The organism is Reyranella sp., assembly GCF_036558665.1.
Classification (GTDB): Bacteria; Pseudomonadota; Alphaproteobacteria; order Reyranellales; family Reyranellaceae; genus Reyranella.
Genome location: NZ_DATBFE010000150.1, coordinates 1 through 5,271, shown reverse-complemented (window position 1 = coordinate 5,271; position 5,271 = coordinate 1). Strand labels below are relative to the sequence as shown.

5 protein-coding genes are annotated in these 5,271 nt (G+C 66.2%); all 5 read right to left on the bottom strand.

Features of this window, described 5'->3' with window-relative positions; genetic code table 11:
- On the bottom strand, positions 1 to 393 hold a 393-nt coding region (locus tag VH499_RS21605), incomplete at its 3' end, for a ribulose-phosphate 3-epimerase (protein ID WP_332054832.1).
- Positions 394 to 420: 27 nt separating this feature from the next.
- Positions 421 to 2,079: a glucose-6-phosphate isomerase gene (pgi, locus tag VH499_RS21600; protein ID WP_332054831.1), complete on the bottom strand. Its 1,659-nt coding sequence runs from the start codon at positions 2,077 to 2,079 to the stop codon at positions 421 to 423.
- A 13-nt stretch (positions 2,080 to 2,092) separates the two neighbouring features.
- Positions 2,093 to 2,806 (bottom strand): ROK family protein, encoded by a 714-nt coding sequence (locus VH499_RS21595; protein WP_332054830.1) that lies wholly within the window; start codon positions 2,804 to 2,806, stop codon positions 2,093 to 2,095.
- Between the two features lie 150 nt (positions 2,807 to 2,956).
- The gene (gene tal, locus VH499_RS21590; protein WP_332054829.1) at positions 2,957 to 4,042 is read right to left on the bottom strand and encodes a transaldolase; all 1,086 of its coding nucleotides are present in this window, start codon (positions 4,040 to 4,042) and stop codon (positions 2,957 to 2,959) included.
- A gap of 54 nt (positions 4,043 to 4,096) precedes the next feature.
- On the bottom strand, positions 4,097 to 5,271 hold a 1,175-nt coding region (gene zwf, locus VH499_RS21585; protein ID WP_332054828.1), incomplete at its 5' end, for a glucose-6-phosphate dehydrogenase.

Genomic DNA, 5,271 nt, shown 5'->3' with positions numbered 1-5,271 from the left:
CGGGTTGATCGCCGCGCCGACACGTTTGCCCGACGCCCTGATCCGTCGCACGGTACGCGACAGGTCGTTGTTGCCCTCCCAGTGGATGAGAAACGAATCTGCGCCGGCCTCGCAAAACTCGTCGATGAAGAGGTCGGGATTGGAGATCATCATGTGCGTCTCGAGCGGCAAGCGCGTCGCTCGCCGCAAGGCCTGGACGATCGGCGCTCCCATCGAAAGATTGGGCACGAAGTGTCCATCCATCACGTCGACATGGATTCGGTCGGCCCCGGCGCCGACGGCCTCGGCGACCTGCTCGCCCAAGCGGACAAAGTCGGCGGCGAGGATCGATGGAGCGAGCTTCACCGCGTCGACGCCGGCGCGCTCGTCTCCGTCAGGCTGTTCAAGCGGCATGGCCTTGCTCCAACGTGCGGTCCGCCATCACGAGGCGTCTTTGAGCCCGCGGTAGCGGCGGATCAGGCTGTTCGTCGAGCTGTCGTGGCGCAGCTCGGGCTCCGCCGCGCTCGCGAGCTCCGGAATGATGCGCTGGGCGAGCACCTTGCCGAGCTCGACGCCCCATTGGTCGAACGAGTCGATGTCCCAGATGACGCCCTGGGTGAAGACGCTGTGCTCGTAGAGCGCGACCAGCTTGCCGAGCGCCGCAGGCGTCAAGCGGTCCATCAGGACGAGGTTGGACGGCCGATTGCCATCGCATACGCGGTGCGGCACGAGCCAGTCCGGCGTGCCTTCCGCCTGCACCTGCTCGGCCGTCTTTCCGAACGCCAACGCCTCGGTCTGGGCGAAAACATTGGCCATGAGCATATCGTGGTGCCGGCCCAGCACGTTGACCGCCCGCGTGAAGGCGATGAAGTCGCAGGGAATGAGCCGGGTGCCCTGATGGATCAGCTGGTAGAAGGAGTGCTGGCCGTTGGTGCCGGGCTCGCCCCAGTAGATCGGGCCGGTCCGGCATTCGACCGGCGTCCCCTCGCGCGTCACGTGCTTGCCGTTGCTCTCCATCGTCAGCTGCTGGAGATAGGCCGGGAAGCGCTTCAGATACTGGTCGTAGGGCAATACCGCGGCGGTCTGCGCGCCGAAGAAATCGTTGTACCAGACCGCCAGCAGGCCCATGAGCGCCGGCAGGTTGCGCTCGAACGGTGCGGCTCTGAAATGCTCGTCGATCTCGTGGAAACCGTTCAACATGGCGCGGAAATTGTCCGCACCGATCGACAGCATGGTGGAGAGGCCGATCGCCGAGTCCATCGAGTAGCGGCCCCCGACCCAGTCCCAGAACTCGAACATGTTGGCGGTGTCGATGCCGAACTTGGAGACCTCCGCGGCATTCGTCGACACCGCGACGAAATGCCTGGCCACGGCTTTGACGTCTCCGCCCAGCCCCTGGAGCAGCCAATCGCGCGCGCTGTGCGCGTTGGTCATAGTCTCCAGCGTCGTGAATGTCTTGGATGATACGATGAACAGCGTCTCCGCCGGATCGAGATCGCGCGTCGCCTCGACGAAATCGGTGCCGTCGATGTTGGAAACGAAGCGAAACGTGAGGGCGCGGTCGCTGTAGTGCTTCAGCGCCTCGTATGCCATCACCGGCCCCAGGTCGGAGCCGCCGATCCCGATATTCAGGACGTTGCGTAGCGGTTTTCCGGTGTGGCCCCTCCATTGCCCGTTACGGACCCGGTTGGAGAAGTCCGCCATCTTGTCCAGCACGGCGTGCACCTCGGGCACGACGTTCTTGCCGTCCACCGTGATGGATGCTCCTCTCGGCGCCCGCAACGCGACGTGCAAGACGGCCCGATCTTCCGTGCTGTTGATCTTCTCGCCTCGAAACATCGCGTCGATACGTCCGCGCAAGCCGGAGTCGTCGGCGAGCCGGATCAGCAGCTCGAGCGTTTGGTCGGTGATGCGATTTTTCGAATAGTCCAGGTATACGCCGGCGGCCTCCGCCGCCATCCGCGTCCCGCGCGCGGGATCGTTGGCGAACAGGTCTCGCAGATGCAGGCCGCTGACCTCGCGATAGTGACTTTCGAGCGCCTCCCATGCCGCACGTTTGCGCGATGTCGACTTTGCGAGCGGCTTCGGGCGTGACGTCATCGCGGGCCTCCTTTCATCTCGTGCGAGCGGCTGCGCCGCGTCGGGAAGCCCGCCCGCCCGCCTTCGCTTTCTCCCACAGGCGAAACCCGCCGCGGAAGGCATTGGCGTTTTCCCCGGCGCGGGTCTTCGGCGGCAATTTCGCGAGCTTCTTGACGTTGCCGCCGCCGATGACGGTATCGCCGGGCTCGAGCGCGGCGATCAGGCGGGCCACCACGTCCGCAACATGGCGCCGCCATTTCTTCTTGCCGTGCCGCAGCAGTCCGCGCCGCCCGACGTAATCCTCGTAGGTGGCCTTCTTGTAAGGAAGATGGCCGAGCTCCATGGGTTCCACGATCCCGTCGACGATCATGGCGGATCCGAGCCCCGTTCCCAGGCCCAGAAACAGCATCTTGCCGCCCCTGTAGCTCCCCAGGGCCTGCATGGCGGCGTCATTGACCATCTTCACGGGACGCCGGAACGCGGCTGCGAAATCGAACTTGACCCAGCCGCGGCCGAGATTGGGCGGTTCCGCGATCGGCCGCCCGTGAAGAACGGGGCCGGGATAGCCGATTGAGACCGCGTCATATCGCCAATCCGCGGCGGCCTTCTTGACTTCCGCGACCATGCGTTTGGCCGTCAGCCTGGGACCCGAGGGAAACGCCCGATGCTCCCTCTGCCCGGTGGCGATGATCTTGACCGAGGTCCCGCCCACGTCGACCACCAGCACCTTCTTGGCGGCGTTCTTCATCGCGAAACCAACCTGCGCCGTGCAATGTTCCAATGCCGAGCGCTTGTGTCCCGGACTGTAACGGTCCCGGGTCTACAGCGCACCACTTCGCTGCGCTTCGTGCTGCGCTGCGCCCGGGACACGCACGACGCAAGCATTAGAGTCACAACCTTAGCCAGTCCGCTCGAGCATGGCGGACTTTGACGCGATCACCTCCATCAGGTCGTTCCAGGACTTGACGAACGACCTGGCTCCTTCGTCCTGCAGCTCGGCCGCCAGCCCATCGATATCGATGCCGGCCTCGGCGAACTGCGCCAGCACCTGCTCGCAGTCGCCGCCGTCGGCAGGCAGCACCGCGCCGACGTCGCCGTGATCGGCAAGAGCGTTCAAGGTCGCCTCCGGCATGGTGTTGACGGTGAACGGCGCCGCCAGGGCTTTGACATACAGGACGTCGGACGCCTTCGGGTCCTTGGTCCCCGTGCTGGCCCACAGCAGCCGTTGCGGGCGGGCGCCGGCATTGCAGGCGCGCAGCCAGCGCGGCCAATTGAGCAGGTCGCGATACGCCTTGTAGGTGCGCTTGGCGACGGCGATGCCGAGCCGGTCGTTGAGAGCGGCGGGCACCTTGCCCATGGCAGCGACGTCCCAGCGGCTGATGAAGACCGAGGCCACCGAGCCGACGGCGGGCGGCAGCCCGGCATCGATGCGTCGCTCGACGCCGCGCAGGAAGGCTTCGGCGGCGGCCAGGTAGTGCTCACGGGAGAACAAGAGCGTGACGTTGACGGGTACCCCGGCGAAGATCGCCTCTTCGATCGCGGGCAGGCCTTCCCTGGTTCCGGGAATCTTGATCAGTACGTTGGGGCGTCCCGCGCGGGCGTGCAGGTCCTTGGCCTCGGCGATGGTGGTCTTGGTGTCGTGAGCCAGCAAGGGCGAGACTTCCAGCGACACCCAACCATCGACGCCGCAGGTCCGCTCGTGGATCGGGCGGAACAGGTCGGCGGCACGGGTGATGTCGTCCAGCGCCAGCTCGAAGAACAGGTCCTCGCCGGACCTGCCCTTCCCGAGCTGCGTGCGGATGCCGGCGTCGTAGTCGCCGCTGTTCTTGATCGCGTGGTCGAAGATGGTCGGGTTCGACGTCAGTCCGGTCACCGACAACTCGTCGATGTAGCGGCGGAGCGTGCCGGAGCTCAACAGGTTGCGCGTGATGTTGTCGAGCCAGAGGCTCTGACCCAGGTCGTGGAGGGCTCGCGTCGCCTTCATGCCGTCACCTCGAACTCGTTGGCGCCTTCGCCGGCGGAGCGTCGCGGCGCCGCATCACGCGCCATGCCTTCTGCGCGCGCCGTCGGCCCCGATCGGCAACCAGGCACATCGATCGCGCGCGAGCAGATCGTCGGCGGCGGCCGGACCGGCGGTGCCGGCGACGTATTGCGGAATCTCGCGGGCAGGATCGCTCGCCCAGGACTCGAGCACGCCCTGCACGGCGCGCCAGGCCGCCTCGACGGTGTCCGCCCGCTGGAACAGCGTGGCATCGCCGATGAGGCAGTCGTAGATCAGCGTCTCGTAGCCGACCGTAGCCAGCGGCGCGAAATAGTCGCGATACGAGAAGTTCATCGCGACGCCGTCGATCTCGATCTCGGAGCCGGGCCGTTTGGCACTGAAACTGATCGACAGTCCCTCGTCCGGCTGAATGCGGAGCGTCAGGATATTGGCGGGCAGGCGCTCGGCGGGCGTCTCGCGGAACAGCGCGTAGGGCGCCTGGCGGAACTGGATCGCGATCTCGGTCGTGCGGGCCGACAGGTGCTTGCCGGTACGCAGGTAGAACGGCACGCCCGCCCAACGCCAATTGTCGACGCCGAGCTTGAGCGCGACATAGGTTTCCGTCACGGAATCCGGCGCGACATCGGGCTCGTGCCGATAGTCCCCAACCGGCTGGCCGAGCACCTCGCCCGCGCCGTACTGCGCCCGTACCACGTCGGCCGGCGGCACCTGGTGGATCGCCTGGAAGAGCTCGGTCTTCTTGGCGCGCACGGCGTCGGCATCGAACGAGATCGGCGGCTCCATCGCGATCATGGCGAGGAGCTGGAAAAGGTGGTTCGGCACCATGTCTCGCAACGCGCCGGTTCGCTCGTAGAACCGACCCCGGCGCTCGACCCCGACCGTCTCCGCGGCGGTGATCTGGACATGCTCGACGTGGTCACGGTTCCACAGCGGCTCGAAGATGCCGTTGGCGAAGCGCAGCACCAGAATGTTCTGGACCGTCTCCTTGCCGAGGAAATGATCGATCCGATAGATCTGGTCCTCGGACAGCACCTTGAGGATGCGCGCGTTGAGCGCCTCGGCCGATGGGAGGTCGTGCCCGAACGGCTTCTCGACGATGACCCGACGCCACGCCCCGTGCGATTGTCGAACAAGCCCGGCGCGGCCGAGCTCTTCGATCACCGGCGCGAAGAACCGATCGGCCACCGCCAGATAGAACACCGCATTGGCGC